Source organism: Paenibacillus faecis (genome assembly GCF_008084145.1).
Classification (GTDB): Bacteria; Bacillota; Bacilli; order Paenibacillales; family Paenibacillaceae; genus Fontibacillus; species Fontibacillus faecis.
On record NZ_VSDO01000003.1, the window covers coordinates 273,945 to 287,873 of the forward strand.

Annotated in this window: 10 protein-coding genes; 1 reads left to right on the forward strand and 9 read right to left on the reverse strand. The window is 56.8% G+C overall.

Annotated elements, in window-relative coordinates; all coding sequences use genetic code 11:
• Positions 1 to 228: 228 nt before the first annotated feature.
• The 8 genes from cydC to FRY98_RS14795 form a co-directional block, all read right to left on the reverse strand.
• Complete coding sequence (gene cydC, locus FRY98_RS14760) at positions 229 to 2,019, reverse strand: thiol reductant ABC exporter subunit CydC (protein ID WP_148453188.1); 1,791 nt, start codon at positions 2,017 to 2,019, stop codon at positions 229 to 231.
• On the reverse strand, positions 2,016 to 3,755 hold the full coding sequence (cydD, locus tag FRY98_RS14765; RefSeq protein WP_148453192.1) for a thiol reductant ABC exporter subunit CydD: 1,740 nt from the start codon (positions 3,753 to 3,755) through the stop codon (positions 2,016 to 2,018). The genes cydC and cydD overlap by 4 nt, the downstream gene beginning before the upstream one ends.
• Complete coding sequence (gene cydB / locus FRY98_RS14770; RefSeq protein ID WP_148453195.1) at positions 3,755 to 4,771, reverse strand: cytochrome d ubiquinol oxidase subunit II; 1,017 nt, start codon at positions 4,769 to 4,771, stop codon at positions 3,755 to 3,757. The genes cydD and cydB overlap by 1 nt, the downstream gene beginning before the upstream one ends.
• Positions 4,758 to 6,161 carry a cytochrome ubiquinol oxidase subunit I gene (locus FRY98_RS14775; protein WP_148453199.1) on the reverse strand — a complete coding sequence of 468 codons (1,404 nt, stop codon included), beginning with the start codon at positions 6,159 to 6,161 and terminating at the stop codon, positions 4,758 to 4,760. The genes cydB and FRY98_RS14775 overlap by 14 nt, the downstream gene beginning before the upstream one ends.
• A 223-nt stretch (positions 6,162 to 6,384) precedes the next feature.
• A complete protein-coding gene (locus FRY98_RS14780) occupies positions 6,385 to 6,939 on the reverse strand; it encodes a nitrous oxide-stimulated promoter family protein (RefSeq protein WP_148453202.1) in 555 nt (184 codons plus the stop codon).
• A 458-nt stretch (positions 6,940 to 7,397) separates the two neighbouring features.
• On the reverse strand, positions 7,398 to 9,065 hold the full coding sequence (locus FRY98_RS14785) for a hypothetical protein (RefSeq protein ID WP_148453205.1): 1,668 nt from the start codon (positions 9,063 to 9,065) through the stop codon (positions 7,398 to 7,400).
• Between the two features lie 3 nt (positions 9,066 to 9,068).
• Complete coding sequence (locus tag FRY98_RS14790; protein ID WP_148453208.1) at positions 9,069 to 9,857, reverse strand: ABC transporter ATP-binding protein; 789 nt, start codon at positions 9,855 to 9,857, stop codon at positions 9,069 to 9,071.
• A 176-nt stretch (positions 9,858 to 10,033) separates the two neighbouring features.
• Positions 10,034 to 11,500: a catalase gene (locus FRY98_RS14795; protein ID WP_276508698.1), complete on the reverse strand. Its 1,467-nt coding sequence runs from the start codon at positions 11,498 to 11,500 to the stop codon at positions 10,034 to 10,036.
• A gap of 182 nt (positions 11,501 to 11,682) precedes the next feature.
• Here FRY98_RS14795 and FRY98_RS14800 point away from each other — a divergent pair, with 182 nt between their 5' ends.
• Positions 11,683 to 12,780, forward strand: coding sequence for a serine hydrolase (locus FRY98_RS14800; protein WP_170287098.1), 1,098 nt, complete (start codon positions 11,683 to 11,685; stop codon positions 12,778 to 12,780).
• Positions 12,781 to 12,889: 109 nt separating this feature from the next.
• Here FRY98_RS14800 and FRY98_RS14805 read toward each other — a convergent pair whose 3' ends face one another.
• Positions 12,890 to 13,912 carry a siderophore ABC transporter substrate-binding protein gene (locus FRY98_RS14805; RefSeq protein WP_148453214.1) on the reverse strand — a complete coding sequence of 341 codons (1,023 nt, stop codon included), beginning with the start codon at positions 13,910 to 13,912 and terminating at the stop codon, positions 12,890 to 12,892.
• Positions 13,913 to 13,929: the final 17 nt, after the last annotated feature.

Genomic DNA, 13,929 nt, shown 5'->3' on the forward strand with positions numbered 1-13,929 from the left:
AGTTAAATTGGGCAGAAAGAGTTCAATTCTCCCCCGGGGGTACAATTAGCGGGAGAAATTCCAGCTAATTTGTTCAACTGAAGCTGATTCGGCATAATTACCGGGAGTTTTTCCCGTTAATCATCATCATCATTAAGCGGCATCAGATTGGCAGCATAGCACAGCCCCCATCAGCAGCAGCATACCATCGAAAAAGCCCAAAGGACGATATCCTTTGGGCTTCCGAATTCACCATTGAGGGCGATCCAGCTCATACAGGTTCCGGTACCGCGGCTCTCGCTCCATCAGTTCGGCGTGAGTCCCCCGCATGAGCACGCGGCCTTCCTCCATAAAAAGGATCTCATCCATCTCTTCCGCAAAAGCGAGATGGTGCGTGACCCAGATGAGCGTTTTGCCCGCCGTCGACCGGAAAATGGTCGACATCAGCTCACGTTCGGTTCGCGGGTCGAGCCCCACCGTCGGCTCGTCCAGGATCAGCACCGGCGTGTCCTGCAGCAGCACGCGCGCCAAGGCGACGCGCTGCCGCTCCCCGCCGGAGAAGCGCTGCCCGGTCTCCCGCATCGGCGTTTCCAGCCCCTGCGGGAGACCGGCGAGCAGTCCGCCGAGCTGCGCCCGCTCCGCGGCTCGGCGAATAGCCTCCATCTCCGCGTCCGGACGACCCAGCCGGATATTGTTCGCCACCGTCGTGTCGAACAAATGCGGGCTCTGGTTCAGCACGGAGATGATGCGGGGGATGCCGTCCCCGTAGGCGGCGGACGGCACCCCGTTGATCGTGACGGCCCCGGCCGCCGGGACCAGGGCCCCCTGAATCAGCTTCAGCAGCGTCGACTTGCCCGCTCCGCTGCGGCCGATAACGGCGACCCGCTTGCCCTGCGGGAGATCCAGCGTCACGCCGTCCACGGAGCGCGGCCCCTCCCTGCCGTAGGCGAAGGAGGCCCGCTCCAGCTTGACGTGCGCCCGCCGGGCCGCCGTCTCAAGCTCGGCGGCAGAGGGAACCGCCGCCGCAGCGCCCCCCGTTCCGCCTGTCGGCGGGGCATCCGCCGCGTTGGCCTCTTCGCTAGCGCCGCCGCCCGAAATCCGCTCCAGCCGGTTCAGCGATTCCCGGTACTCCGGCAGGCGCTGGACGGCCTCGGATACCGGCAGGAACGCATCCGCCAGCGGGAACACGACCAGCACAAAAGCGGCGATCAGCGTCGGGTTCAACTGCCCGGCCGCCACTTGGCCGCCGGACCAGTAAATCATCGATACGACCGTCAGCCCGACGACAAGCTGGCCGATAAAGGCCCGCCAACGCGCCCAGGCTCGCAGCTTCCGCTCCTTGCGAAGCACGGCTTCCTCGTCGCGTTCGTAGTCGTTCAGAAAGTCGGCCGCTCTTCCGCTGATCACCCAATCGCCGATCCCCATCACCGCATCGGTCAGCTTTTGATACAGCCCGTTTCGCTCCCGCTTGAGTGCGGCGTCGGCTCTCCGGGTCAGCATCAGCGAGATATAAGGCAGAACGGCGACGAGGATTAAAATGTAGAGGGCGACCAGAAGCGCAAACCACGGATCGAACACGCCGAGCGCAATCACCGCGGCCGCGTACAGCACCAATGCGATCAGGCTGGGGAAAACGGTGCGGATGTATACGTTTTGCAGCTGTTCGATATCGTCGGCCAACGCGCCGAGAATGTCCCCGGTCCGGTACCGGGAGCGGATGAACAGCGCCTGCGGTTCCAGAATCCGGTACAGGCGCACCCGCATTTTGGACAGGATCCGCAGGACCGCGTCATGCCCGACCAGCCGCTCCACATAGTGAAGAACGGCGCGGCCGATCCCGAAGGCGCGAACGCCGACGATCGGCACGTAAACGAGCAGGATATTGTAAGGCATCGTCGCCGATTTGGAGATCAAAAAACCGGAGGTAAACATCAGCATGGACGCCGCCAAAAGCGTCAACACGCCGAGAAGAAGATACAGGGCGAACCGGCCGCTGTACATTTTAAAATAAGGAATGATCCAGTCTTCCCGCCGCTTCATGCGTTCATCCCCTCCTGCTGCAGCGTCGCCAGCTTATAGTAGGCTCCCCGGCGGGCCATCAGCTCTTGATGGGTGCCGCTTTCGGCCACCTGTCCCCGCTCCATGACGATGATCCGGTCCATCTCCCGCATCCAGTGCAGGCGATGAGTGGCCAGAATGACAAGCTTGCCGGAGAACAGCGGAAGCATCGTTTCCTTCAGCTCATACTCCGTCTCGATATCGAGATGGGCGGTCGGCTCATCGAGCAAAATCACCGGCCGCTCGCTGAGCAGCGCCCGAGCCAGCGCCACGCGCTGCTCCTGCCCGCCGCTAAGCGGACGCCCGCCGCCGCCGATCGGCTCGTCCAGCCCGCGCGGCAGGCTGGCCACCAGGGCGCCGAGGCCGGCGGCTTCCGCGGCCCGCAGGACATCGTCCGGCCGGGCCTCCGGCTTGTTAAAGCGGATATTGTCAGCCAGCGTACCGCTGAAAATGTAAGGCTTTTGCGGGATATAGGTGATTTGCTCCCGCCACCGTTCCGGGCTCAAATCGCCCAGCCCACAGCCGTTCAGCTCGAAGCTGCCCGAGGTCGGCCGCAGGAAGCCGCCGAGCACGTCGATCAGCGTCGACTTGCCCGCCCCGCTCTCGCCGATAATGCCGATTCGGCCCATACCGCTGAACGTCAAGTTCACCCCGTCGAGGGAGGGATCTCCCTCTTCCTCGTGGCGCACCCCGATCCCCCGCAGCGCCAACGTGCTCCGCGGGGTCCACGTCAAATCGGCGCCGGCCGGCACCGGCGAGGCCTTCGCCGCCTCTTCCCCGGCGGCTCCGATAATCGCCTCCATCGCTTCGCCCGCCTCTTTGCCGTCCAGCGTCGCATGGTAGTCGGCGCCGACCATCCGCACCGGCAGGAAATACTCCGGCGCCAGGATCAGCACGGTCAGCGCAGGCAGCAATTCGATGCGCCCCTCGATTAGCGGCAGGCCCAGGCTGACGGCCACCGAGGCCACGGACAGCATCGTGATGAAATCGAGCGCGAACGAAGACAGGAACGCGACGCGCAGCGTCCGCATCGTCGCGGAGCGGTAGGAATCGCTGACGCGCTCGATGGAATCGATATGCGTTTTGCTCCGCCCCAGAAACTTCAGCGTCTCCAGGCCGCGCAGCGAATCGACGAAATGATTGGACAGGGTCCGGTAGGTCTGCCACTGGCGCTCCGTCTGCTTCCGTGCCGCCAGCCCGATCAAAATCATGAACACGATCAGAATCGGCATCGTCACCATCAGGATAATCGCCGAAGTCGCATTGAGCGTAAAGACGTACGCCAGCACCAATACCGGCGTTATTCCCGTCGCGAGCATCCGCGGCAGGAACAGCTCCAGGTAGTTCCGGAATTTCGTCACGCCCTCCAGCACCAGTGTAACCAGATTCCCCGTTCCTTCCTGTCCGGCAAACCGCGGACCCAGCTCAAACAGCTTGGCCAGCACCTGCCTGCGCAGCGACCGGCCGGTCTGCTCGGCAAAGCGGTAAGCTGTTTTTTGCATGAGCAAACCACATCCCTGCCGGACCAAAAACGCAAGCAGGAACAAACCGACCCCGCCGGCTTGTTCCTGCAGCTTGGCGCCGGCAAACAGGGCGGAGACGACCTCCGCCAGCCAGGTTGCCTGCAATATGATAGCGATGCTTTGAATCAGGGTCAGTCCGGCCATGATCGCCATGACCGGCTTGATTCCCCCGTACTTCATTAGTCCGCGACCCATTAGTACTCCAGATGCTCCTTTTCATGAACCCGTTTATGGAAAACAAAGTAGCTCCAAATCTGATATCCCAATACGAACGGCAGCAGCGTCAGCGCTACGATGGTCATCACCTTCAAGGAATATGGACCAGATGCCGCATTATTAATTGTAAGCGAAAACGTCTCATTAATCGAGCTAATCATAACGCGCGGGAACATTCCGACAAACACGCCGGAGATGGACAGCGCGATCAGCGCCCCCGTCATCCCGAAAGCCCAGCCGTCCCGCTGCTTCGACATGAACATGCCCGCCAGCAGGAAGCAGACGACGCCGACGACGGCCATGGCAGTCAAAATCCCCCCGCGGACTTTAAAGACGTCCGTTTGGAAGTAGGTCATGACGGCGAAGATGACGAACAAGGCGGCCAGCGGAATCAGCAGTTTTTGCGCCAGCTTGCGCGCACGCTCTCTCAAACTTCCCGTCGTACGGAGCGAAGCGAACATCAAACCATGAACCAGGCACAGAACGACAACGGTCACGCCGCCGACCAATGTATATAGATTGACCATATCGAACAATCCGGCTTTCATCTCCATATCCGCGTCGATCGGCAGGCCTTTAAGCAAGCCTGAAAATACGACGCCAAGGAGGAACGGCGGCAGGAGGCTGCCCGCAAAGATCGCGACATCCCAGGTACCCTTCCATTTTCCGTTGGCCACTTTGCCCCGGAATTCAAAAGCCACCCCGCGCGCGATCAGGGCAAGCAGCAGAACGACAAGCGGAGTGTAGTATCCGCTGAACAGCGTGGCGTACCAGTTCGGGAAAGCCGCGAACATCGCGCCGCCCGCGGTCAGCAGCCACACTTCGTTGGCATCCCAGAACGGACCGATCGAGTTGATCAATACGCGGCGTTCCATATCATTTTTGGCGAGGAAACGCGTACTCATACCGATCCCGAAATCGAATCCTTCGAGAAAGAAGAAACCGATGAACAGGACGGCTACTAGCACAAACCAAAGTTCATTAAGAGACAGCATGGTAACCCTCCTTCGCATAAGGATCGGACGAATGATCGTCGCTCGTGTTTTCGGCATTCGGACCCTTCTTGATCGTCTTCACGAACAGATAAACCATAACGATCGCCAAGGCGGTATAAATCGCGCAGTACGCGATCAGGGAGAACAGCAGTTGCCCGGAAGTGACGCTAGGCGAGACGCTGTCTTTTGTCTGCATCAACCCGAACACCGTCCAAGGCTGACGCCCGATTTCCGTCATAATCCAGCCCGCGGTGTTGGCGATGAACGGAAGCGAGATGCCCCACAGCATAAAGCGATAAAACCAAGTGTTCGGTTGATCCAGCTTTTTGCGCCAGGCCAGATATGCGCCGTACATACCCAACAGGATCATCAGGCAGCCTGCGGCGATCATGATCCGGAAACTCCAGAACGTCGTTCTTACCGGAGGGATATAGTCGCCGGGTCCATAGGTTTGCTCGTACTCCGCTTGAAGCTCGTGCATCCCTTTCACTTCACCGGAAAATTTGCTGTAAGACAAGAAGCTGAGCAGATACGGAATTTTGATTTCAAACGTGTTGCTCCCGCTGCCGGGATCAATATGGGCATACACGGTCCAAGGCGCGGGATCTCCGCTCTTGCCCCAAAGCCCTTCGGACGCCGCCATTTTCATCGGCTGGGTTTTCACCAGGTATTGCGCCTGCTGATGGCCGAACAGCGCCGTCGAGAAAGAGGCGATCAGGCCGACGATCACGGCGATGGTGAACGATTTTTTGAAAAATTGTACATCCTGCTTGCGCAGCAGCTTATAGGCGCTGATCCCCGTGATCATAAACGCGCCGGTTGCAAAAGCTCCCAATACGGTGTGCGGGAACTCCACCCACAGCTGACCGTTCGAGATCAACGCGAAGAAATCGTTCATCTCGGCCCGGCCGTTGTTGATTTCAAAGCCAACCGGTCTTTGCATAAAGGAGTTGGCCGCCAAAATCCAGAACGCGGAAACCGTCGTTCCGAGCGCCACCAGCCAAATGCTGAGCAAATGAACCTTCTTGGACAATCGGTCCCAGCCGAAGATCCATAGCCCGATAAAGGTGGACTCCATGAAGAAGGCGAACAAGGCTTCGACCGCCAGCGGGGCGCCGAAGACATCGCCGACGAACCTGGAGTAATCCGACCAGTTCATCCCGAACTGGAATTCCTGAATAATCCCCGTAACCACCCCGACGGCAAAGTTGATCAGGAACAGTTTTCCCCAAAACTTCGCCATCTTCTTGTACTCCTCTTTGCCTTTGACGACGTACATCGTCTCCATGATGGCCACGAGCAGCACAAGCCCGATGGACAAAGGCACGAAGAAGAAGTGAAAGATGGTTGTCGCTGCGAATTGAAGTCGTGCAAGCATTAACGGATCCATATTTTTCTTCCCTCTTTCTAATAATTCTTAACTAATGTGAATTCTATCACGGAATTATGAAGATACACGGGGTAAAAGTAATAATTTTGTGACAAGAATCACATGATAGATGTCACAATGGTGAACAAATTTGAAAAACCTTGATCTGACGCGGCTTTGCGACATGTACCTTATCTGTGAAAAATATGTGTCAGGGTGAATAAGCGGACAAAAAAGACCCGCGCTAATGGCGGGTCCTTCCATCGATCAAATGCCTTACGGTCAGCACGGGGTGGGTCCACAGCATCCGGGGTCCGGCATAACGCATCACCTTCCTGATGGCCTCCCTGGGCTCCGGCGCGTAGCAGTGCACCGGACAGGCGACACATGTCGTTTTGTTCTCGCCGAAACGGCAGTACGTCAACCGCTTAAGCGCGTAAGTCAGTAAGTCCTCGCATTCCCGGCATAACCGTTTCCCCTCGAGGCCGGGTGCGGAATCCGCCGCCTCTAAGGGCGCGGGTCGGGTCGCGGACCCAGGACCTGGTTTGGGTGCGTGTGCAGGTCCGGGTGCAGGTTCGGGTGTGGGTCCGGGTGCGGGTGCTGGTCCGGATGCTGGTCCAGGGGCGGACGTCGGCACGCCTTCCTCCGCTTGCGGTGCATGCGCTATTTGCGCCTGAGAGCGGTGCATCCTACCGCAGTAAAGGGCGATCATATGCTGCACCGTTTTTTTCTCGCGGCGGATTCGCGGTCCTTCCAGTTCCCGGCTCAAGGCTTGCTGCGTATCGTTTGCGTGACTCATAGGTCTCTCTCATCCTCCAGTGGGGTGATAGTGGGTCGATAGTTCCGGCCCGGAAAGCCGGGCGGGTGGATAAGGGCCTTTTTGGGCATTATTTTGTCGAATTTGTCCCTTCGGTGAGAAATAGCGGTCTTTTGGGGCCTTATTTTAGGAAAAAACAGGCCGAAACCTGATTTTGGGACCCGTATCAGTGAAATAAGGCCCTTTTTCGCCGCTATTTTTCCCAAAAAGGCGAATCGGGGCGAAATAACGGCCCAAAACGCCGTTATTATAACGGGCGGCAAGAGAGATTGCGGATCGGCAGCGCCATGGTCAGGTTTAAGGCAGCGTCAGTGCATAAAGAGCCCTTATTTACCTGCCCCGCTGCAAAGGGAGGGGCTGGGCTTGTCCGCCGCCGAACTTGTTTGTTGTTAAATCTCTTAGTGCTATGCCCCGAGCCAGCTCCGGCCATCCCCCCGCGCCTAACCGCGCGTCTTGACCGCGAACCCCCGCTGCCACAGCACCCAATTAGCCGCCAGCAGCAAGGCGGCGTAAATATAGACGCCAAAGCTCAGCAGAGTTGCCGCGTAATGGACGAGCGCCATTCCCCCGAGCAGCAGCATAAGCGGAATCGTCCGAAGTCCGTCGCTCTGCTGCGCCGTTTCGAATCGTTCCGAGAACGGCAGCGCCTTACTCAAGTATCCGAAACAGAGTACCGAATACACCAGAATCGCCAAGCCGGCGACGATCAGATCGGGGAGGATTCTCCAACCGAACAACACCGTGAACAAGGCCGCCTCCAGCACATAAACGGGCAACACCAATCGTACTATGGCCGCGATCAGCGTCCCGCGATAGATCGGAACCACGTCCTCTCCCAAAGGAAGCACCCGATAAACCCAGGCCGCCTTATAACTTCCCGAGTAGCGAAGCATGATCAGAACCGAAGGGACCAGCAAAGCGCAAAAGTAAATAAACAAGTATTTCGAGGTTCCCGGCAGACCGGCAAACCCTCGGCCTTCGCCCATAGCGAACAGGAAAATCAACGGAAAAATAAGCGAAAAACCAAGGGAAGGGTACACCTTCAGCTTAAACTCCCGCTCGTTTCCCATCATTGTCCAAGCGAAGCGGAAAAATACTTGTTCCTTCGCACTTGCGCACAGCAGCCGGGAGATGGTTTTCACCGCTTTTCCCGCGCCCTCTTTTTTCCGGGTGCCCGGATCGGCCAGCTTCTGTAAATATTTTTCCAGGGAAGGCATCACCCGAATGTAAACCAGAATCGCCGCCACAGGCACGAACAGGGCCAGCAGGGAAAGTACCAGAAGCACCCGGTTGCTGTCTCCATGGATCAGCACTTCATAAGGGGCTCCGAACCAGACGGGGGGGACCAAAAACTGCCACCATCTAGGCTGGATAGCCGCCTGCAGGTCGACAAACTCAAACAAGCGGAATAACAGTTGGTAGCCCAGCGCCAGGCCGATGGTCAGACCGATCTGCACATAATTGATCAGATCCTTGAGCCGCTCCCCGTCAAAAAATTTCAACACGGCCAGGTACATCAGCGCCGTAAACACCACGATCAGCAAGTCCATCCATATCAGTTCAGCCACAAACAGCAGCGCGAAGACAACCCCATGGCGATACAGGCCCACGGCAAACGGAACGACGCCTAAAGCTCCGGTTAGGCAGAACATGTAGATGAAGATATGCAGCGTTTTTGCCATCCCGATCGTCCTGGGCGTCACCGGCTTACTGAACAGAATGTGCCGGTCCCTGATGTCCAGAAGCACGGAGGAGAAATCCGAAATCAGCGAAGTCATGACCATAAACATAAGAATGCCGAACACCAGACTCATCTGAAAAATAAAGTTGTCTCCCAACGCCACAAACATCGAGCTTAGCGCCCCAAAGATGAGGTAGAGCCAAAGTGAGCTGAAGAATTGATTTTTCTCCGCTTCCTGTCCGTCATAGAGTTTATGGCCGGCCCGGTCCGCCTTCTTGCGGGCTTTCCCGATAATGGTAGGCACCCTGCGTCCGTCCATAGTCAGCTTGATTTGAAGGATGCGGCGCATCACCGGATAGTCCACGCCAAACCTCTCGAACAGTCCGCGGAACCCATCGAGAAATTTTAGTAGTCTCATCTCGTTCATCGGCTACACCTCTTGCACGATCGCCACGAATTGATCCGCGATTTCCTGATGCCGGTCAAATCCGGTGAGCTGATTAAAGACCTGTTCCAGCGATCCTTCCCGGCCTTGACCCTTCAACTCCTCAAAACTGCCGTCGGCCACGATCCGCCCGCCGTCCAGCAGAATGATCCGGTGGCTGATTTTTTCCACGACGTCCATAATGTGCGAGGAATAGAAAATCGTCTTCCCCTGCGCCGCCAATCGCGCCAGGATTTCCTTCACGACCATCACGCTGTTCGCGTCCAGCCCGCTGAGAGGCTCGTCCAGAAACAAAATATCCGGGTTATGCAAAAGGCTGGAGATCAGCAAAACCTTCTGCTTCATCCCCTTGGAAAATGTGGCAATGCGAACGTTGAACACGTCCTTTAAACCGAACTGCTCCATCAGAAGGCGGGCTTTCCGCTCGGCCGAATCTTCCGAAAGACCGTAAAGCTCGCCGATAAACGTTAAATACTCCTTGGCCGTCAACGTATCGTACATCTCCGCCGTCTCCGGCACGTAACCGATCCGTTTTTTGTATTCCACGCCGCCGTCCTGCGGGCGGGCTCCCAATATCCGCACCTCGCCGGTGTACCCTTCTACCAGTCCCAGCATAATTTTGACCGTCGTGCTTTTCCCCGCGCCATTCGGCCCGATATATCCGATGATTTGTCCGGGATGCACCTCCAGATCGATCCCGTTCAGCACAAATTTCTCGCCGAATCGCATTCTTAAATCCCGCATGGTGATGATAGGTTCGTTAGCGACAACCATTCTCTCAACCCTTTCTACGTGATTTTGTGCCTTATTTTTTCTCCTTCCCCTACTCCTCTAGGGCACCTCAATTAAAACCAATTATCCCGAATCAAAATAAGGAAATCAATTACATAAGGCATAAAAAAACGGAACCCATCGGCTCCGTCTATCATAGTTATGGTGTTTTCCGTCGATTACTCCCGCGCTCCCGCACCCGGCATAACCCCGCTGATGTCGACGCCCAGGCCTTGAGCTACGCGCATCCCATACTGAATGTCAGCCCGGAAAAAGTTGCAGATCGCCCGCAATTGCGTTTGTTCCGGCGTTTGACGCAGGTCATTGACGAGATTGCTGATCAAATGGGCCTGCTCTTCCGGCGTAAAGCTGCGATACAGTTCACCCGCCTGCGTAAAGTCGTCGGTTTTGGCGATCCGCTCACGGCCGATCTGTCCGCTAACCGGAACAACGCTGTCGCGGTAGCGCGGATCCTCCTTCGGGCTCTCCTCCGAGCTGTTCGGCTCGTAATTGACCGGCGACGGATCCTGCATGACATTCATCAAGCCGTCCCGCTGATGATTGCGAACCGGGGCGTACGGGCAGTTCACCGGAATTTGCAGGTAATTCGCCCCCAGGCGGTATCGCTGCGTATCCGGATAGGAGAACAGCCGCCCTTGCAGCAGTTTATCCTCCGACGGCTCAATCCCCGGCACCAGAGCGCTCGGCGAGAAGGCCGACTGCTCCACTTCGGCGAAAAAGTTGCCGGGATTGCGGTTCAGCGTCATCGTCCCTACCGGAAAAAGCGGGTAATGGGATTCCGGCCACACCTTGGTCGGATCGAGCGGATCAAATCCCCATTGATCCAGATCTTCCACCGGCATCAATTGGACGTTCAGCTCCCACTGCGGAAAATTCCCTTCTTCGATCCGATCGTACAGATCGCGGGTCGCGTGGTTGAAATCGCCGCCCTGGACTTCGCGCACTTCGTCCGCCGACAGGTTCACTACGCCCTGCTTCGATTTCCAGGTATATTTGACGTAACAGATATCCCCTTCGGCGTTGATCCATTTGAAGGCGTGAACGCCGAACCCGTCCATTTGCCGATAGTTCGCCGGGGTCCCGTTGTCGGAGAAGACCCAAGTCATCATATGGGTCGATTCCGGCGACAGGGTCATGAAATCCCAGTAGCGGGCCGGATTCTGGATATTGGTATCCGGCGCAGGCTTCAAGGAATGCACCATATCCGGAAACTTGATGGCATCGCGGATAAAGAATACGGGGAGATGATTCCCGACCAGATCGTAGTTCCCTTCCTCCGTGTAAAATTTCACCGCAAATCCCCGCGGATCCCGCGCCGTTTCCGGCGAGCCTTGGCCGTGGATCACCGTGGAAAACCGGACGAATACCGGTGTCTCCCGCCCGGCTTCCTGCAAAAAATGCGCCTTAGTGAACCGCGACATGCTGTGCTCCGTCACAAATACCCCATGGGCTCCCGCGCCGCGCGCATGGACGACCCGCTCGGGAATCCGCTCCCGGTCGAAATGCGCCAGCTTCTCCAGCAGATGGTAATCTTCCAGCAAGGCCGGCCCGCGCTGTCCCGCCGTTCGTGAATTTTGGTTATCGCCGACCGGGGCCCCCTGATTTGTCGTTAACCTGTTGTTCATATATATCATCCTTTCATGCTCGTTATTATATTTAGACTTGATCTAAGTTCTAAAATAGATTCTAACATGTTCATTGAACTATTGCATGAAGGTTAGATGAGGGATGGATGAAGTTAAATTTTGAATCTTTTCGTTGGGACGAGGCGTATATTAATAAAATTAATCATTCGGGAGGTCTCCGATTGTTCATTCTAGTTCTCGTAGTTGCCATCGTTATACTGGCCTTGCTCCTTTTCGCGGGATTAGCCAAATATTTAAAGAAGAAAGATGCCCAAAAAACGGAGCAGGACGTTCTGAAGTTTATCGCCAATCATCCGGAGCGTGTCTCCATGCACGTTATTGAAAATGGGGAAGAAACCGTGTCCTATGGGGCCGATCGCAAGCGTCCGCTGGCCAGTGTGGTCAAGCTCGTCATTGCGGCCGAATTTGCCGAGCAAGCGGCGGAAGGAAGAATTTTAGCGGAGGAAAGGGTCCACTTAAGAAATCTGGAGCGGTTTTATATCCCAGGGACGGACGGAAACGCCCATCCCGAATGGCTGGAAAGCCTTGGGGACATCTCGGCCGCCGAAGCCACGGTTCCGCTGCTTGAAGTGGCCCGGGGCATGATCCGCTTCAGTTCCAACGCCAATACCGAGTACTTGCTGGAAAAATTGGGACTGGATCGGGTCAATCGGCGGATCGGTCTGCTCGGTTTTAAAGAACATGATCCGGTCTACCCGATTTCTTCATCCATGCTGAGCTACAGCTATCTCATGGAGACCCGGGAGCTGACGCACCGTCAGGTCTTGGACGTAATGAAGCGGTTTTCGTATGAGGACATGGCGGATCTGGCAAAAGACATTTTCGTCCGGATCTCACAGGATTCCGCCTGGTTGCAGAGATTAAGCCGGACACGGTCCCCGCTGGCCGCCCAACGGATTTGGTCCGCCAAACTCCCCGGAGCGACGGCCCGGGAGTATGCGCATCTGCTGCGGAGCATCCAGCGCGGCGACCTGCTGTCTCCCCGAGCGGCCGAAATCATGCTTGACCTGCTCGGGCGTCCTCAATCCCCCGACTCTCCGTTTCAAGCATTGGGCGGCAAAGGCGGTTCGACCCTGACGATCCTCAACCAGGCGCTGTACTGTGAGGACGCCTCGGGGAATCAAACACAGCTTGCGGTGTTTATCCATGATCCCGACGGGATGGAACTGCTCTGGCTGAACCACAAGCTGGATCTGTTCCTGCGGGAATACCTGACCAATCGGAGCTTCAAAGAAGAGGTGAACCGGACGTTAAAATAACCGCTATTATTTCCACCGGGCTGCCCGCTACGACCACAAACGCTGCCAAAAACAAGCGAAAAACCCGGACCGCCAATAGGTCCGGGTTACGCTTATTGCCCCAATTAAATTACTTGATTCCCTCTTGCACTTCCTTCAGCATTTCCGGAACGGACAGCAGGCCGCCGCCGGACAAGTACCAGTAGTTGGCGTCGAGATAAACGATGTGGCCGTCTTTATACGCGTTCGTCTTCTTCACGAGGTCGTTCTCCACCAGCTTGGCCGCGGGTTCGGCCTGCTTGCCTTCCTCGGTCACGACCGCGTCGCGGTCCACGACGAACAAGTAGTCCGGGTTCTTCTCGGCGACGTATTCAAAAGAGATCGAATCCCCGTGCGTATCCGCTTTGATATGCTCGTCGACCGCCGGAACGCCGAAGACGTCATGAATGATGCCGAAGCGTGAGCCGGGGCCATAGGCGCTGACTTTGCCGCCCGTCGTCAGAATGATCAGGCCCTTCTTGTCGCTGCCCGATGCCGAATCATGCAGCGCTTTGATCGAATCGTCCAGCGCCTTAAGCTCCTGCTCCGCCTCGGTTTCTTTGCCGAAGATCTCGCCGAGCGTTTTGACGTTCTCCGTGAAGGAGCCCATATAGTTGGCCGTATCGACGCCCATAAAAATCGTTGGCGCGATCTTGTTTAACTCTTCATAAGCCTCGGAGGAGCGACCGGAGATAAAGATCACGTCCGGTTCGAGCGCGTTCAGCTTCTCGAAATCCGGCTCGAACAGGGTTCCCGCGTTCGTATATTTGCTGTCTTCGTATTTCTTCAGATGCGCCGGCAAGCTGGCCTGCGGCACGGCGGCAACTTCCACGCCCAACTTGTCGAGCGTTTCCAGCACACCGTAGTCAAAAACCACGACCTTGCCGGGATTCTTCTTCACCTTGGCTTCGCCCAGTTTGTGTTTGATCGTCAGTTCACCGGCTTCGGACGTGGTGGCGGCTTCCGCCGGCCCCGCCGTATTGGCCGTACCGCCATTGGCTCCCGAAGAGCCTTCGCCTGCATTGCCGCCGTTCTTGCCGGACCCGCAAGCCGCCAAAACCGCAATCATCAGAACCGTAGTGAGCAGCAAAGCTATTTTCTTTCCTTTATACATCTGAATTACCCCCATAT